General features: G+C 47.6%; 12 protein-coding genes. All 12 read right to left on the minus strand.

The window, feature by feature from the left end:
• Nucleotides 1–34: 34 nt before the first annotated feature.
• The gene (gene xyl3A / locus DW121_RS02095; RefSeq protein WP_118322939.1) at nt 35–2623 is read right to left on the minus strand and encodes a xylan 1,4-beta-xylosidase; all 2589 of its coding nucleotides are present in this window, start codon (nt 2621–2623) and stop codon (nt 35–37) included.
• A 117-nt stretch (nt 2624–2740) separates the two neighbouring features.
• Nucleotides 2741–4234 (minus strand): MBOAT family O-acyltransferase, encoded by a 1494-nt coding sequence (locus tag DW121_RS02100; protein ID WP_117710288.1) that lies wholly within the window; start codon nt 4232–4234, stop codon nt 2741–2743.
• Nucleotides 4231–5169 (minus strand): SGNH/GDSL hydrolase family protein, encoded by a 939-nt coding sequence (locus DW121_RS02105; RefSeq protein ID WP_187119997.1) that lies wholly within the window; start codon nt 5167–5169, stop codon nt 4231–4233. Before DW121_RS02105 ends, DW121_RS02100 begins: the two co-directional genes overlap by 4 nt.
• Nucleotides 5153–6529, minus strand: a complete 1377-nt coding sequence (locus tag DW121_RS02110; RefSeq protein WP_118322940.1) for an SGNH/GDSL hydrolase family protein — start codon at nt 6527–6529, stop codon at nt 5153–5155. The genes DW121_RS02105 and DW121_RS02110 overlap by 17 nt, the downstream gene beginning before the upstream one ends.
• Before the next feature lie 122 nt (nt 6530–6651).
• Nucleotides 6652–6945, minus strand: coding sequence for a PG0541 family transporter-associated protein (locus DW121_RS02115; RefSeq protein ID WP_117710290.1), 294 nt, complete (start codon nt 6943–6945; stop codon nt 6652–6654).
• 24 nt (nt 6946–6969) lie between these two features.
• Nucleotides 6970–10116 (minus strand): efflux RND transporter permease subunit, encoded by a 3147-nt coding sequence (locus tag DW121_RS02120; RefSeq protein ID WP_118322941.1) that lies wholly within the window; start codon nt 10114–10116, stop codon nt 6970–6972.
• 39 nt (nt 10117–10155) lie between these two features.
• The gene (locus DW121_RS02125; RefSeq protein WP_118322942.1) at nt 10156–11172 is read right to left on the minus strand and encodes an efflux RND transporter periplasmic adaptor subunit; all 1017 of its coding nucleotides are present in this window, start codon (nt 11170–11172) and stop codon (nt 10156–10158) included.
• Between the two features lie 15 nt (nt 11173–11187).
• Nucleotides 11188–12549, minus strand: coding sequence for a TolC family protein (locus DW121_RS02130; protein WP_118322943.1), 1362 nt, complete (start codon nt 12547–12549; stop codon nt 11188–11190).
• Nucleotides 12550–12567: 18 nt separating this feature from the next.
• Nucleotides 12568–13236 carry a TetR/AcrR family transcriptional regulator gene (locus tag DW121_RS02135; RefSeq protein ID WP_118322944.1) on the minus strand — a complete coding sequence of 223 codons (669 nt, stop codon included), beginning with the start codon at nt 13234–13236 and terminating at the stop codon, nt 12568–12570.
• Between the two features lie 156 nt (nt 13237–13392).
• Nucleotides 13393–14889 carry a histidine ammonia-lyase gene (gene hutH, locus DW121_RS02140; RefSeq protein WP_117710295.1) on the minus strand — a complete coding sequence of 499 codons (1497 nt, stop codon included), beginning with the start codon at nt 14887–14889 and terminating at the stop codon, nt 13393–13395.
• Nucleotides 14886–15515 (minus strand): cyclodeaminase/cyclohydrolase family protein, encoded by a 630-nt coding sequence (locus tag DW121_RS02145; RefSeq protein WP_117710296.1) that lies wholly within the window; start codon nt 15513–15515, stop codon nt 14886–14888. Before DW121_RS02145 ends, hutH begins: the two co-directional genes overlap by 4 nt.
• Before the next feature lie 36 nt (nt 15516–15551).
• The gene (hutI, locus tag DW121_RS02150; protein WP_118322945.1) at nt 15552–16805 is read right to left on the minus strand and encodes an imidazolonepropionase; all 1254 of its coding nucleotides are present in this window, start codon (nt 16803–16805) and stop codon (nt 15552–15554) included.
• Between the last annotated feature and the right edge of the window lie 8 nt (nt 16806–16813).

Raw genomic sequence — 16813 nt, forward strand, 5'->3', positions numbered from 1 at the left:
ATTCTCCCTCTTTCTTTATCAAAGGCTTAAAGCCTTACTCTATTACGAAACTTCCTCGTTGCAAGTCCTGATCCTGTGAACTTCTTCCCACCATTATATCATACTTGCCGGCACAAACCCGCATCGTATTGCTTTGAGCATCCCACCATTCCAACTCTTTGTCATTCAAGTCGAACTCTACATCAATACTCTTTCCGGCAGGTATTCGGACACGTTTAAAAGCGCGCAAAGTCTTACCGGGTCCTTCTGCATCATCCTGTTTCTTGAGATAAACCTGTACCACTTCGTCACCGTCACGCTGGCCGCTGTTGGTAACGCTAACAGCCAATTTCAAAGGTTCTCCCGCCTTAATCTGTTCTTTTGCCAATGACAATGGTCCGTAATCAAAGGTTGTATAACTCAATCCATAACCGAACGGGAACAATGGTTGCTGAGTCATATAACGATAGGTACGTCCTGTCATATTATAATCCTCAAAATCGGGAAGCTGAGACATATTGCGATAGAAAGTAACCGGCAAGCGTCCACCCGGATTATAATCACCGAACAGCACCTCTGCCACAGCCGTTCCGCCTTCCTGACCCGGATACCAAGCCTGCAGGATAGCTTCACAGTTCTTCGTTTCAGGTTCCAAAGCGATAGGCGAACCGGAACAATTCACCAAGATTATCTTCTTACCGGCACGATGCAACGCATTAATCAGTTCGCGCTGAACAGCGGGTAATTCAATATCCGTACGATCTCCGCCTCTAAAGCCCGGAAGATTCACTCCCATCTCCTCGCCTTCCAACACCGGAGATACACCACTGGCGAAAATAACAATATCAGCATCTTTCACACGAGCCACAGATGCATTGATATCCACCTTCTGCTTGAAACCGATGTCGAAATTCAACTGTGCATCACTTCTGAAATATTCAAAATCAAGCTCTATTTCATAGGGAGTGCCCGCTTTCACTTGTAAAGTGTAGTTCAGCGCTCTGCCGCCATGTACGTTAGAGATGCGTTTCACTTCCTCGCCGTTGACACGCAAACGACCTAAACCATGTGCATAAATCTCAAACACAACTTCACCCGATTGTTGGGGGGTGAGCACACTGTTGTAAGTTGCGGAGAAATCAGTCAAGTTTACTCCCGGTGCAAAAACCGTAGCTCCCGATGTACAGAAACGGAAAGGAGTAGTTACTTGTGTGGTAGTCACCGGATTGCCTTCACGCTTTACGTTGTTCCAGTAGCGTGCAGTGAAACCTTGTCCGTCAGCCGACTTGCACTGGTTGAATACGCTTTGAATCAGTGTTCTTTCCACCCAGCTGCAACCCTGTTCATAAATCAACTTATCGTCTGCCCCCAATGTTTTCCGTATTCCGTCCAGAATGGTGACTGTGTGCGGCGGCATACCGTTATAATTGCCCCACTGCATTACGGAGTCATTGGCATTAGGTCCCATTACCGCTACGGTTAGTCCCCCGCGTTTCAAAGGAAGAATATTGTCTTTGTTTTGAAGCAAAGTCATAGATTTACGGGCTATATCCAAAGCCAGTGAATCGTGAGCGGCAGAAGCTACCACCGAAAAAGGTATTTTGGTCCAAGACACATCTTCCGGATTGTCCATTTCTCCCAAAGCAAAACGGGCTTCCAGCAAGCGGATTACCGCCTTATCAATATCTTTTTCGTCAATCTTACCTTCTTGAACGGCTTTTACCAATGCCTTATAACTGGAACCGCATTCCAAATCCGTTCCGTTCAGCACAGCTGCCGCCGAGGCAGACTCCGCATTGGGATATGCTTTATGTCCATGCTCATTATAAAAATCGGCAATAGCACCGCAATCGGAAAGAATAATACCATCAAAGCCCCAATCGTTACGAAGAATCTGCATCAGCAAACGATTGCTGCCACAACATGGCTCTCCCTCAAAACTGTTATAGGCGCACATCACCTCTTTTACCTCAGCTTCTTTCACCAATGCCTCAAAAGGCGGCAGGTAGGTTTCATATAAATCACGTGCACTGAGATCCTCTACATTGAAAGAGTGACGGTTCCATTCCGGACCGGAGTGTACGGCGAAATGCTTGGCGCAAGCATGCAGCTTATCGTATTTGCCGTCATTGGTTCCTTGCAAACCTTTCACTACCATGACGCCCATACGGCTGGTGAGATAAGGGTCTTCACCGTAGGTTTCAATACCTCGTCCCCAACGCGGGTCACGATAGATGTTCACAGTAGGCGTCCACATGGTAAGACCTTGGTAGCGTGCATAGCTTCCCTGAGATGCGTAGTGTGCATTCTTTGCACGCGCCTCATCCGATACAGCATTGAACACTTCATATACTGCCTCCGGCGAGAAAGATGCCGCCATTCCTATCGGTTGCGGAAAAACAGTAGCAAGTCCGGCGCGCGCCACACCATGCAACGCTTCGTTCCACCAGTTATATGGCTTGATGCCCAGACGCTCTACCGGCTGAGAGCTGTCCATCATCAATGCCACTTTTTCTTCCAAAGTAAGTTCTTTCAACAGAAGTTCCGCTCGCTTCTCCGGAGCTAAAGACGTAGTTTTGTACGTAGGCTGGCTACACCCTATCAGAAGTAGAAGAGGTAACCAATAAAAAAGTTCCCGTTTCATGATTGTTGTTTTTTTAATGATAGTAATCAGATTTATTTATGTCACAAAGATACAGGGTTACCCGATACGCTATTGTACCGGGCGTTTCATAAACTTTATTGTATGTATCATTCTGTCTTAGAACTGAAAGTAGATAAACGGCTGTATCTCCGAACTCTTCATTTGGATAACAAGGTAAATCATAGCAACTAACAACAACGCTTTCCCTATCAACGGAAGACGAACAACCGCCTTACTGCAAGCGTGCTCCCAACTGTCCGGTACGAAATGAAGGAAGAAACCGAGCGCCATCAAAGCAAACACTTCCCAATAACCCGTAACCAATTGCGGAAGAAGTTGAGGGCGGAAAGTTGTGAATATCTGATTCAACATATCCAAAGAAGTTGAAAAATCGGCATTACGGAAGAATATCCAACAGAAGCAAACGAAGTGAAACGTAATAACAATGTCGAAGAAACGGCGGATACCATGGCTGTGCTTTCCTTTCCTCTTGCCGGTAATGCTCATCCAGAACTTATGGGCTGCCAGGGCAACACCGTGCAGCATTCCCCAAAAAACAAAGTTCCAAGATGCTCCATGCCACAAACCTCCCAAGAACATAGTGATGATGAGATTAGCATATTGACGTATCTTTCCCTTACGGTTACCACCCAAAGATATATAGAGATAATCGCGCAGCCAACTGGAAAGCGAGATATGCCAGCGACGCCAGAACTCCGTAATGGACGCCGACTTATAAGGTGAGTCGAAGTTCATATTAAAATGAAAACCCAACAGCAAGGCAATGCCGATAGCCATATCGCTATATCCAGAGAAATCACAATAGATTTGAAGTGCATAACCGTAAACACCCATAAGGTTTTCCACGCCCGAATACAAAGTAGGATTATCGAATATGCGCTCCACAAAATTAATACTGATATAATCCGAGATAACCGCTTTCTTGAAAAGACCGCTTACAATCAAAAAGATACCCCTTCCAAACATCTCCCCGGAAACAAACAGCGGGCGACGGATTTGCGGAATAAAATCGCGTGCACGAACAATAGGGCCTGCCACCAATTGCGGGAAGAAAGATACGTAGAACGCATAATCCAACAAATTGGTAAGGGGTGTTATCTCCTTGCGATACACATCAATCGTGTAGCTCAACGACTGGAATGTGAAAAATGATATGCCGACAGGAAGAAATATATCCATAGCGGTGAATGTACCACCTGTCAGCGAAGCAAAAAAGTCTCCAAGGAAATTCGTATATTTAAAGTAGCACAGCAATCCCAGGTTTATCGTCAGACTGACTGCCACCCACATTTTACGCAACCAATGCGCAGTAGCACGTGACATGAGACGGGCTATAAAAAAGTCACTTACCGTAACGATGGCAAGCAAAAAGAAATACGTACCGCTACTTTTATAATAAAAATAGTAAGAAAACAGGGTAACGAACATCAGACGGGCTGTGGTGCGACGTTGCAATAGTAAATAGAACACGATAAAAGCTGCAAACAGCCACAGAAAAATACCACTACTAAATATCATCGGCGCGTGCGGATCATACACGAACAGGTCGCGCAAGCGGGCAAAGTCTATATTTAGATTAAATACATTCATTGGTTACAATAGTCATTATACGCTTTCAACAAGGCACGATAGAACATTTCACCCTGCAATACATATCCTTCCGGAAGATAGTGTATGTGGTCGGGACGCATCAGCCCCGCTTCCTGCCAGTTAAGGCAAGCCCGGCGAATACCACCGAAAGCCTCGTACATATCCCACACAGCCAATCCGTTGGCATCGGCAAAACGGCGAATAGTCTGTACAGCCACAGACGTACGGGGATTTATTTTATAAGTGCGTCGACGACGACGCTGGCGAAAACTCTCGTATGAACCGGGCGGAGTAGTCATCAGCATCGGGACACCGGGCAAACTTTCACGCAGCATACGTACCAGTTCATTCATCTGTTGATAGTGCAGCATGGAACTGTATCGCCGGTTATGGCTCTCGTTCGTTCCAAAAGAGAGGATAACAAGGTCGGGATGAAGTGCAGCTATTTCCTCCACACGCTCCGGACGGGTAAAAGTTACACAAAAAGCTCCGTTTATCCCCATATCCGTATAAGATAGCGCACCAAATACTTTCTGAAGCTGTTCACCCGTAGTCCTCGGGAAGATATGACCGCGAATATGGCTGTCGCCTATATGTACAATGCGAATCGTATCGGTAGTGACACCCAAGCGAAGCATACGAAGTTTCTCCCAAAAGGGCTTCAGAATACCGACACTGTCTATCAGTTCGTTCTCTCCCAACTGCTGAAAAGCTGCGGGTAAGGTGATGAGAGGAATCGGCAGGGTATCCGTACGCTGTCCATAGACCGTAAGCGTATCACAATCAAGTGTCGTCTCTTGAAGCCGGGGACAACCCGGAAGCGTATCTTGTGCATAGATACGTTGCACAGGCGAGAAAAACAATGCCAACACCGCGCAGCAAATCGTAAATCGTAAATCGTCCAATCGTAAATACCTTTTATGGCTCCGCTTCATAAGCACGCCTCCTGTCGTATTGTTCTTTACCGTAAATCAGCGCCTCATAAAGCAACCCGGCCAAATGTTTGCCGCCACGGAAGTTGATATGCGTATAATCGTAATTGGCTAAGGAGGGTTTGGCATGCACCATATCCGCCATGCTGCCCTCACCACCCATCGCTTCGAACATATTCCAAAAAGCCACTCCACTGTCGGCAGCCAAATTCTGTTGGTAACGAACCAAGTTCTTGATGCCGGGCATCGTCCGCAAGTCTCCCTCCTCGGTTTTGTATTCACGGTCGCCTACGCTGACGACGAGGATACCCGCTTGCGGAAAAGCGTTCTTCAGGTGGGCAATGGTGGCTACCATGCCGTCGCGATAGCGGTCGTAGTTCCGTCCGCGTTCCGTTGCTACATTCAGTCCGTACTGAAGGATTATCAAATCATAAGGACGCTGTTCGTTAAATTCGCGCATCATCCAGACAGGCACAGAGCGCAAAGACAAGCCGGAGCTGCCGCGGAGCGAGAAGTTGTCAACTATAATCCCTTGCGTGCCATCCATAGCAAGCCCGTAGAACAAGGTGGAATCGGCATTTTCCACTTTCCAGCGTACAGAACCGATGTGCCCCGTTACATCCATTTCACGGAGTTCACCCGTAGGCGGAAAAGTTTCAGTCTGCGGTTCGCCTCTGTTGACAGATGCCGAAAGGGTGACCTCACCTTTATTATAGAAAAAGATAGAAGCACGTTCGCAAGTATCAAGCCGGGATGCGTAGTTCTTTTGCCCGCGAAGCTCCACATACGCACCGGGATTCGGAATGAAATAATGTCCCGAAATACCTTGCTTGCTACGATCGAAGAATACGGAATCCATAATGGAATGGCTCTGCCAGCCACTGAAGTTGTGCCGCACCGTAGGACGGTAACCGCTGGTCATGGAAGTAATCGTAACGAAGCCTACCCCGCATCCGCCATAGCGTTCCTGCAACATTGCACGCAGGTCAGCCGTAAGAATATCCGCCTCGATGAAAGAATCTCCGAAGTAGGCGATACGTACCAGCCGGGGGCTCGTTGCCAGTTGGTCCAACGCACGATAAAAAGGTGTCATGCCACGCAAAGTGGAATCACTGTAATCCTCAATACAGGTCATTCCGTTGCGGCAGGTGTCTACAAAAGCCGGTTTTACTTTCGGAGGAGAGAGTAACAGGCTGTCCGGTTCGCTCACAACTTCCGGTACGGGACGCACATCACCCAGTATGTCCACCCGCCTCAGCACATAACGACCTATTGTGACTCCGGGCAACAAGCCCATCAGCAAAAGAACGGCTACCACAATAAGCATCAACCAACCTGTATGTTTCAAAACACTCTTTTCCATAACTAATCCGGGCGCAAAGATAGAGAATCGGATGAAAATAAATATCTTCCTGCAAAAAAGAATTATCCTCACAGGAAAAAGATATTTCCCATGAGGATAATTACTATTTATGCAACGGAAACCTAAATGGTTTTCTCTATGTTCCAAACAAATGCCCGAAGCCCTAACTGCTCGGTTTGTTTATCCATATTATGAAGGACTTCCAACAAGGAATCCACCCTCTCGTCCTCTACCATCGTAAGGATGGCGGAACACATGGAAGGCCAGGCATGACTGCCATAATGGGGTTCTCCGGTTTTGGAACCGCGTCCGCGCACCTGCTCCCAATAAGTGAAGCCGCGACAATTCAGTCTGTCGAGCGTAGCGACGATGCGCTCATAATATGCTTGATCGAATGTGATTAATACTGATTTCATTATTCAACTATTATATGTCAACTATTAATTATTAACCTGTCCCTGTTCTTCAAAGTAAGCGTTCAGCTGCTTCTGCATCTTGCGACGCTGACGCTTGATGCCTACGCCACCGAAGATACAATACATGGTGGGAACATAAATCAAGGTCAGGATGGTGGAAATCGTCAGACCGCCGATTACGGCAATCGCCATAGGACTCCACATTTCAGAACCCTGACCGGTGCTGACAGCCATCGGAATCATACCGAGAATGGTAGTCATGGTAGTCATCAACACCGGACGTAGACGGCTCTTGCCTGCCGTAACCACGGCGTTCAGCACCGACTGTCCGCGCTCACGGCAGAGAATCGTGTAGTCGATGAGCACGATACCGTTCTTCACCACAATACCAATCAACATGATGCTACCCAGCAGACTCATTACACTCAGCGTAGTATTGGTAATGAACAGCGCCATCAGCACACCACTCATGGCAAACGGCACCGAGAGGATAAGGATGAACGGATAGGTCAGCGATTCAAACTGTGCTGCCATTACGATAAACACAAGAATGATAATCAATACACCCAATGTTCCCAAATCGCGGAACGAATCCTGCTGGTCTTCATAGGAACCCGATATCTGGATGGTGATGTCGGACGGCTTCTCTATCTTTTCTATGATTGCGTTACCCGCAGCCACCACATCGCCCAGCGGAGCACCGGAGATTACGGCAGACACCGTGACGATACGCTCGCGGTCTTTACGCTCGATGGTAGGCGGAGCAAAACGTTCCACCACAGTTCCGAGGTCTTTAATGCGGACACCTTCACCTTTGGCATTGTAAACCAATATGTTTTCAATACTTTCAAGACTGGTGCGGAACTCAGGGGCATAACGCACCTTAATGTCGTACTCATCTCCATCCTCACGATATTTAGACGCCGTTGCGCCATTAATACGGTTACGCAGATAGGTAGCGGCAGTAGACAGGTTCAGTCCGTGAAGCGCCAGCTTCTCGCGGTCAAAGTCTACCTGATATTCGGGTTGGTAATCGCTACGGCTGATGTTGACCTCAGACACGCCTTTTACATTCAACAGTTCACGTTTCAAGCGAGCGGCAACACTGTCAGTTTCTTCCATACTGTATCCGTAGACCTCGAAGTCGGCAGATGCCTGAGCGGACATACCCGTATTGCTACCGCCGAGGATTACCTGTGCCTTGCTGAACTCCGGATAAGCCTTCAGATCCTCACGCATCTCCTCGCAAACAGTTTCCAGTGTCACATCACGGTCGCCCGGGTCTACCAAACTGATATTAAAGGAGATGATATGCGAACCGTTATCCTGCATGGACGCCCAAGTGTTGTCCGAGTCAGCCTGTCCTACGGTATAGTTACATACCTTCATAATACCTTTATACTTCTGCAGCCACTGGTTGGTGAGTTTCTCCGAAACCTCTTGCGCCACCTCTTTACGAGTACCTATCGGTAATTCCAGTTGTACAGCAATACGAGCGTTATCCTGTGCGGGGAAGAACTCTGTACCAATGGTCTTGGCACAGAACAAACTTAAAATGAAGAATACCACACAACCTGCAAGAACCACCATACGATGACGTACCGCCCAGTTCAGCATACGCGCATACCAGTTGTCCAAACCGTCCAACGTACGTTCTATCGGCCCGAAGAATATTTTGAACACTTTAGACTGTTTGCGCTGCAAACGAAGCAACTGCGAACAAAGCATCGGGGTCAACGTCAAGGCGGAAACTGTGGAAACAAACATAATGGCACACATCATCCAACCCAACTGTTTGAACAGCACACCGGACATACCGGTAACCATCGTCAGCGGGAAGAATACCGCAATCATCGTCAGCGTAGAAGCGACTACGGAAATTGCCACCTCGTTCGTGCCGTGAACGGACGCTTGCTTGGGATCGGATCCACGTTCAATATGCGTCGTAACGTTCTCCAATACCACAATGGCATCGTCCACCACCATACCGATAGCTATGGAGAGTGACGAAAGCGAAATGATATTAATTGTATTCCCAGAAATGGCAAGGTATATGAACGAAGCAATCAAAGAAAGCGGAATCGTTATACAGATAATCAACGTGGCACGCCAGCGTCCCAAGAACAGGAACACCACAATCACAACGAACAGCAAGGCATACATCACCGTCTCCGTCAAACTGTCAATTGTATTCAAGATATTCTCGGACGTATCCACAATGACGCCCAGCTTCACGTCACTCGGCAAGTTCTTCTGCAGACGCGGCAACGCATCCTGCACCTTTTTGGAGATTTCCACGGAGTTGGCGCCCGACTGTTTCTGCACTACAATCATGGCACCTTGTACACCGTTGTTATAGGTTTCCTGAGCACGTTCCTCCACGGTATCCACAATCCGTGCAACATCACGCAAGTAGACTGTAGCGCCATTATACGTACCTACAACCACATCCGCCAATTGGCGAGAGTCATCAAACTCACCCTCCACGCGCAACGAATAGGTTTCATTACCGATGTCGAAGTTACCGCCCGGTATGTTCTTATTCTCCGCTCCGATGATGGAACTGATTGTTTCAATACTCAGATTGTATGCTTCCAGCTTATAGGGGTCGCAATACACTTGGATTTCGCGCTGCGGCGCACCGCTGATAGACACAGTACCCACACCGGGAATACGTGCCAAAGGATTTACCACACGGTCATCCAGAATCTTGTAAAGTGCCGACTGGCTCTCGTTTGCCTGTACAGACAACAGCACGATAGGAATCATATCCGTACTGAACTTGAAGATAATGGGGTTCTCCACATCATCGGGAAGTGACGAACTTACCATATCCAACTTGTCGCGCACATCGTTTGTCAGTACATCAATATCGTTACCGAACTCAAACTCCAGCGTAATCAGCGACATATTCTCCGAAGAACGGGAAGTGATGTGCTTCAAATCACTGACAGAGTTCAAAACATTTTCCAACGGACGGGTCACGTTATTCTCTATATCCGAAGCACTGGCTCCCGGATAGGCCGTCATCACCATAATCGTATTCGTATCAATGTCCGGATACAAATCGATAGGCAACTTTGACAAAGAGAACAGACCAAATATCACCACTGCCAAGAAGCAGAGCGAAGTCATAATCGGTTTCTTAACCGCACCTTCGTATAAACTCATACTCTTTTTAATTAAGAATTAAGAATGATGAATGAAGAATTATTTTTCCACCTCTACTTCCATGCCGTTTACCAGCTTGGTCTGTCCGGCTATAACTACCTGTGAGTTATCGGGCACACCGGACACCAACTCGTACTCAGCACCCATACGGCGTCCGAGTTCCACCTTATTATAGGTAACTTTGCCGTCCTTGTACACATAGACATAACGGTCACCGGAACCGGATTGCTTCACGATAGCCAAATCGGGTACGACTACATTGTCCTTCGTACCGAAATTAAGCGTAGCACGGGCAAACATTCCGGGACGCACACGTTGGTCTTTATTGGCAAGTTTAATCTCCACGGGGAAAGTACGAGTGTTAGGGTCTACCGTAGGATAAACCAGACTGATGTAGCCTTCAAACGGTTCATCTCCATAGACATCCAACTTTAGAGATACCGGAGCACCTTTTTTTACTTGGGTAAAATAGGTTTCGGAAACATTAATCAAGAGTTTCACCGGAGTAATTTGCTCTACCACTAACACCGGTTCACCGCCGCTGTACATATCACCGTTGTCATAGTTGCGGGCTGTTACAACACCGTTTATCGGGCTGAGCAATGAAGTGTTCTCCAATAAATTACGGTAAGCCGTTTCCTTTATGTCCAGAGCCATTTTGGCTGCATCCCATTCCGATTTGGACGCACCGCCTACTTTGTACAGTTCATCCATACGTTTAAACTCTATTTCCTGATTGTCCAATTGGAATTTGGTCTGTTTCAAATTGGCCTCATCCATACTGACCAACTTCTGACCTTTGGACACGCGGTCGCCCACTTCCACCAATATCCTGTCGATACGCACCGGAGAAGAAGGAGCTATATTATTCTTCACCTCCGCTTCCACGTTAGCTGTGTATTCATGAATCTGTTCTACCGGACGTGCTTTTACATCCGCCAGCTTCACTCTTGGCTTCTCGTCCACTTGTTCAGCAACAGCTTTTTCTTTTTCGCCGCTGCAAGCGCCCAACAGTACCACTGCAAACAGGGCAATCAATTGAAAACTTTTTCTCATATCGTTGTTCTTATTTTATTTCTGATTTTTAATAATGTAATCTCTTCCCAAAACCTGGTCGAGGTCGGCCTTAGCCACCAGATAATCGTATATCGACTGGTTGTAAGTCAGCTCTGCCTCTGTAAGCTGCACTTGTGAGGTATTCAGTTCAAGCACCGTCCCCTTACCTACTTCGTAGCGCTTGCCGGCAATCTGCACCGCTTTCTCTGCTTGCATCACATTCTCCTTATTGCTGGATACTTGCTCGGAACTGGCCGACATATTGTCCTGATAACTCGTAATCTGCATATTCAGCTTGCGCTCCGTATCAATACGGTTCTGGTCCAACTGGCGCATCTGAATACGATTGGATTTCAGCTTTGTGAAATTACTTGCCTTGTATAAAGGAATACTCAAGTTGAACACCAGTGAAGAACTGCTGCCATAGTTGTAATTGAAAATATTCCAACTATCATTATTCATGGATTGATATTGGTAAGAATAGCCCAGTCCTATCGTTGGTATGAAGTTGGTACGCAATGACTTGATATTTTTTTGAAGCATCAGGCGATTCAACTCCAATTGCTTCATAGTGGTATTATTTACCAATCCTTCGTGGATTGCATTGTCCAACTGATTAGCAAACACTACTCCTTCATAAGCTGCCAGACTGTCGTCAATCTTTATATCCACATCGGCTGTGATACCCATAAGCACTTTGAGTTGCAGCTTGGAAAGCGTCACGGCATTACCCGCAGAAACAACACTTGGCTTCACGCTGCGCATCTGCACCTCGGCGGTTATCTTATCAAACTCGCTGACGGCACCTTGTTGATATTTGGCATTGACAATGTTATAATTCTCTTCCGCCAGCTTATAACTTTTCTGCAGAACATCGTATGAGTCCTGTGTCAGCATCAACTGGTAATAAGCCTTTGTCACCTGATTCACCAAATCTTGCTTGGAAGCCCGTGACTTCTCCACAGCCAGCTCTATATCCGTCTTCGTCATAGACATGGCCCGATACACGGACGGAGCAAACAGGGGTAAACTGATGTTCAGTGTTCCGGTAGCCGTATTCGCCTTATCCTTACCCATTTTTACGGTCTGGTCACCGATACTGAACTGCGGAGCCGTAATGGTATGGCTCATAGTACCCGAAATACTGGCTTCAGGCAACAGATTTTGCCAAGTCTCTTTATGGCTTACTTTCTTGAGAGCAATCTCCTCCTCCGCCACTTTAATGGTAGGATTATCGCTCAAAGCAATTTCTAAAGCCTTGTCAAGGTTTAGGGTCAAGGTATCTTTTGTCCCTTGTGCTCGTGTATAGCCGCCAACCAACACTATGGCAACGGCCAACATCCATTTTTTCCCCTCAAAAAATCTCTGCATCTTCATAAAGCAATTAATCGTTTTCTAATTGTTCTCTGTTTTTTTATCTCCGGAGGTTATCTCGTTACGGTATTCCCGGATAAATACCTCCAACTCATGCGCCCCTTTCTCCGTAGAGATACCTCGCAAGAAGGTGAACATGATAGATTCGTAAACTTCAAGGAAAGAATATTCTTTGCAAATGTCCGTATTCATCAACAAGTCAATCTGTTCCCTTACCAACAGATTGATAATGGCAAAGTTTACATCATCACGAAAAATACCCTGCTTCACACCCTCCTTAAAGAAATTCACCGCCTCTTCCGAATCCTGATTATGCCGTCTCGTCATCAACTCATAGGCCTTGGGATATTTCTTGATATCCTCAAAAAACTTCTTGTTGGTGGCATGGAACTTCTCAATGCTGCGTTGATAGCACTTCAACAAAACTTCCAATACATTCTCGGATGTGGCAAGCACGTTTTTCAAAAACTCCTCCCCTTCTCTCTGACCTTTCAGAATACACTCTTCCAACAAGGTTTCCTTATCAGAGAAAACTTCATACAGGGTACGTTTGGAGATACCCAATGAAGTTGCGATATCATCCATCGTAATACTTTTAATACCGTGCGCAGAAAATGCTTCCACCGCAGTCTCAATAATCCGTTCTCTCAGTTCCGGACGAGGGGTAAGGTGTTTGGTATATTCGCTCATTTCTCTTCCTTTTAAAGTTCAAAACTCTTTTTTATTCATTTTCGGAATAAAACGAAGCAAATATAGAAAGAAAACTTAATTCGTCAATTAAGTTTTCTTTCTTTTGTTAAACGATTAATAAAAATTAGGGTTATGGCAGATTTATTGGGAAGATTCCTAATAATCGAACTTAGTTCGACTGAGAAATGCCACAGTTTTATGAATTTCTTTGTACATTACAATGTCATCTTTCACGAAAGGGACTTCCTTGCGATATTCGTGCAGGAAACGTTCTAAGACAGGTGAGGTTTTTTGCGGACGGCGGAAGTCGATGCCTTGTGCGGCATTCATCAGCTCGATGGAGAGGATATGCTCCAAGTTGTCCATGATGCGGTAGAGTTTCGTAGCGGCATTGGCTCCCATACTAACATGGTCTTCTTGCCCGTTACTGGAGACGATAGAGTCGCTGCTGGCGGCATAACAATACATCTTGTTTTGACTTACCATAGAAGCAGCGGCATATTGAGGAATCATAAATCCGGAATTCAAACCGGGATTGGCAACCAAGAATTCCGGCAATCCGCGCAGTCCCATGATAAGCTGGGCAATACGGCGTTCGGAAATATTCCCCAGTTCGGCAAGGGCGATACCCAAAAAATCATACGAAATAGCCAACGGCTGGCCGTGGAAGTTTCCACCCGAAATGATGCGGTCTTCATCGGGGAAGATAGTGGGGTTGTCCGTTACGGAATTAATCTCCGTCAATAAGACTGAGGAAACATAGCGGATGGCATCTTTCGTCGCACCATGTACCTGCGGGATACAACGGAAAGAGTATGGGTCTTGAACGTGTTTGCCGGGACGGGTTATGAGTTCACTGCCTTCCAAGAGCTTGCGGAAATTCTCTCCCGTCTCGATTTGTCCTTTATGGGGACGGATTTGCTGGATGCAGTCCATGAAAGGGTCAATGCGACCGTCAAAGGCTTCCAAAGAAAGGGCAGCTATCAAGTCGGCTTTCTTGGAGAGACGAAAAGCCTTAAGGATGGCAAAAACACCGTTAGCGCTCATGAACTGCGTACCGTTCAACAGGGCAAGTCCCTCTTTACTCATCAACTTGACGGGCTCCCAGCCGAATTCATCGAGCACACTGATTGCTTCGCGCTTCCGGCCTTTATAATACACATCACCCACACCGATAAGGGGCAGGAAAAGATTGGCAAGCGGCGCAAGGTCGCCCGAAGCTCCGAGTGAGCCGCGGTCGTAGACGATAGGCATCACGTCGTTATTGAAAAAGTCGAGGATGCGCTGCACGGTAATGACCTGCACACCGCTATGTCCCAAGGACAGTGCATGCGCCTTGAGCAACATCATCAGCTTGATGATGACCGGACGGATTTCCTCACCCACGCTGCAAGCATGGCTTTTGATGAGGTTTTCCTGCAAAGTGCCCAGTTCATCCTGTGAGATGTTCTTGCTGCACAAGGAGCCGAACCCGGTGGTTATGCCGTACAGAGGTTCAGCAGACTCGGCTGTTTTCTTATCCAAGTAATCGCGGCATTTCTGTATGCGTTCCTTGGCTTCGGGAGCCAACTCGAGTTTCAGGTTCTCATTGATGATGCGTTCGATAAGGTCGAAAGTCAGTTCGCCCGAACCGACATAGTAGACATTCTTCATACTTTGAGTTCCTCATTGATTTCGTCCAACAATTCTTTTTCTTTGGCGCAAGCAAGACGTTCCAGTTCGTCGGATTCGGCTTGCAGCTTGGTTACGAACTCTTTATCTTTCAGCGAAGCGAGATTGATACGCACATTCAGCAACGCCCCCAATACGGCAGAGCGGGCAGACATCATCGCTACGCAGGCATCGGTCACAGCGTTGCGGTTGCCCAAGCGGGCCACATCCATAATGACGGTCATCAGTTCGTAGGCATTGCGGGCCACCTGCATGGGCACAAGCGCGGCAAACTTGGTAGCTTCCTGAATGGCGGCACTGCGGGCGGTCTTTTCTTCATCGGTGGCTTTCGGCATCTTGAAGCAAGCAAATACACTGTCGTAGGCTTCGGAGTCGCGGTCAATATCTTCGATAAAGGTGTTTTGCTCTTGCAAAGCCACGCCGGCGATGTGTTGCATCAGTTCTTCATGCTCCTCATAGCCTTTCTTGCCGATAGTAAGATTGGCAACCATCGCTGCCAAAGCCGAGGCTATGGCTCCGTTCAATGCGGCGATGCTTCCGCCACCGGGGACGGGATCACTACCCGCCACTTTATTCAAAAACTCTTTGAGTGTTAAATCGACTAACATAGTATTTAAGTGTAAATTAAGTATAAGTTCTTTATTTCAGAGTACCGGATAAAGCACGCCTTCTTTCACCGTGGTGTGTACGCAGTTCATCCCCACGTAGTAGGGCAGGAAATGGTAATTGTCCGTATTCAGCACTACAAAGTCCCCTTTCTTTCCCACCTCGATGCTGCCGATGCTGTCAGCACGATTCAAGGCGGCAGCGCCATTCAGTGTGAGGGCGGTAATAGCTTCCTCAATACTCATTCCCATATAGATGCACGCCAGCGCAAAGGTCAGCGGAATGGAGCCGGAGAAGCAACTGCCGGGATTGAGGTCGGTGGCAAGCGCAACGGCGCACCCCACATCAATCATTTCGCGTCCGCGGGCATACGGTTCTTTCAGAGCAAAGGCGGTAAGGGGTAGCAATGTGGCAACCGTACCTTTGTCCACCATGGCACGAATATCCGCATCGGAAGCGTGCAGCAAGTGGTCGGCGGAGACAGCGGAGAGTTCCGCGGCCAGCCCCGCACCGCCCAACGGCACAATTTCATCGGCATGGAGTTTCAATGCCAGCCCCATTTCACGGGCAGCGGTGAGCAAGCGGCGGGACTGCCCGATGGAGAACACGCCTTGCTCGCAAAAGACATCGCAAAATTCCGCCAGCCCGTTCTGGACAACGGCGGGCATGACTTCACGGATAATGAAATCCACATAATCGTCCGTACGTCCGCTATACTCCTGAGGCACTGCATGTGCACCGAGAAAAGTGGAAACAATGTCCACCCGCTTGTGCTCGTCATTGTTCAGACTGCGCATCACGCGGAGTTGCAGCAGTTCGGTTTCCTTGTCCAGCCCGTAACCGCTTTTACCCTCGACGGTGGTTACTCCCATAGCGCTCATTTGTTTCAAAAATCCTTCAGCCTTGCCGCGCAACTGGATAAAGTTGCACTCACGGGTGGCCTTCACCGTGCTGACAATGCCGCCGCCACGCTCCATAATGGACATATAGCTTTCGCCCTTCAACCGCCAAGAAAACTCTTCGGCACGCTCCCCGCCAAAGACGAAGTGCGTATGCGAATCGACAAAGCCCGGCAAAAGGCACTTGCCACTGGCATTATAATGCCAGTAACGCTGATAATAGCCGTCGCGCTCCTCGCCGCGATTGGGACCTACGTAGGTAATGATGCCGCCGGTGACTTCCACCGTAGCGTTATCCATGATACAAAGTTCTTCCATTTCCCTGCCGCGGCGGGCGGAAAAGCCAATGGGAGTTACGACACGGGCATTGAAGATAATAAGGTTCTCCGTCATATTTTCTG

Origin of the sequence: Bacteroides sp. AM10-21B (assembly GCF_003472565.1) — a bacterium.
In the GTDB taxonomy this organism is placed as follows: Bacteria; Bacteroidota; Bacteroidia; order Bacteroidales; family Bacteroidaceae; genus Bacteroides; species Bacteroides propionicigenes.